We start from the raw sequence: 390 nt of genomic DNA, 5'->3' as shown, positions 1-390 counted from the left end.
CGACGCACTGACGCTCGGCGACGAGTCCCTTCGTGACAGGGACTCGTCGTCCGTCAGGGCTTCGACTCCGCGACGGAGGAGCCCGCCGGCGTCAGTTCTGAGTAGACGCCGTCCTTGAGCTGGTAGCGCGTCTGGGCCTTCGTCGTCAGCACATTGCCGGACTCATCCTCCTGCTCATCGGTCCTCACCATCGTGAGTTCCTTCTTCCGCGCCTGGAAGGAGACCTCGTATCGGGAGACACCGGGAGCCTCCGACACGCCCTCCAGCGACAGCGCCAGCTTCGCCGTGCCCAGGACACCCTTCTTGTTCCCTGGCACGGTGTAGCTCACGTACGTGGTGCTGTAGTCGCCACACTCCTCGGGGGTGGAGTCCACCCGCAGCAGGACGACT

Annotated in this window: 1 pseudogene; it reads right to left on the bottom strand. The window is 65.1% G+C overall.

Features of this window, described 5'->3' with window-relative positions:
* Positions 1-53: 53 nt before the first annotated feature.
* Positions 54-390 (bottom strand): annotated as a pseudogene (locus tag D7Y04_RS44955) (SH3 domain-containing protein); the annotation flags it as partial.

The sequence above is a fragment of the Corallococcus sp. AB038B genome (assembly GCF_003668955.1).
Classification (GTDB): Bacteria; Myxococcota; Myxococcia; order Myxococcales; family Myxococcaceae; genus Corallococcus; species Corallococcus exiguus.
This window is presented reverse-complemented; position numbering and strand designations above follow the sequence as displayed.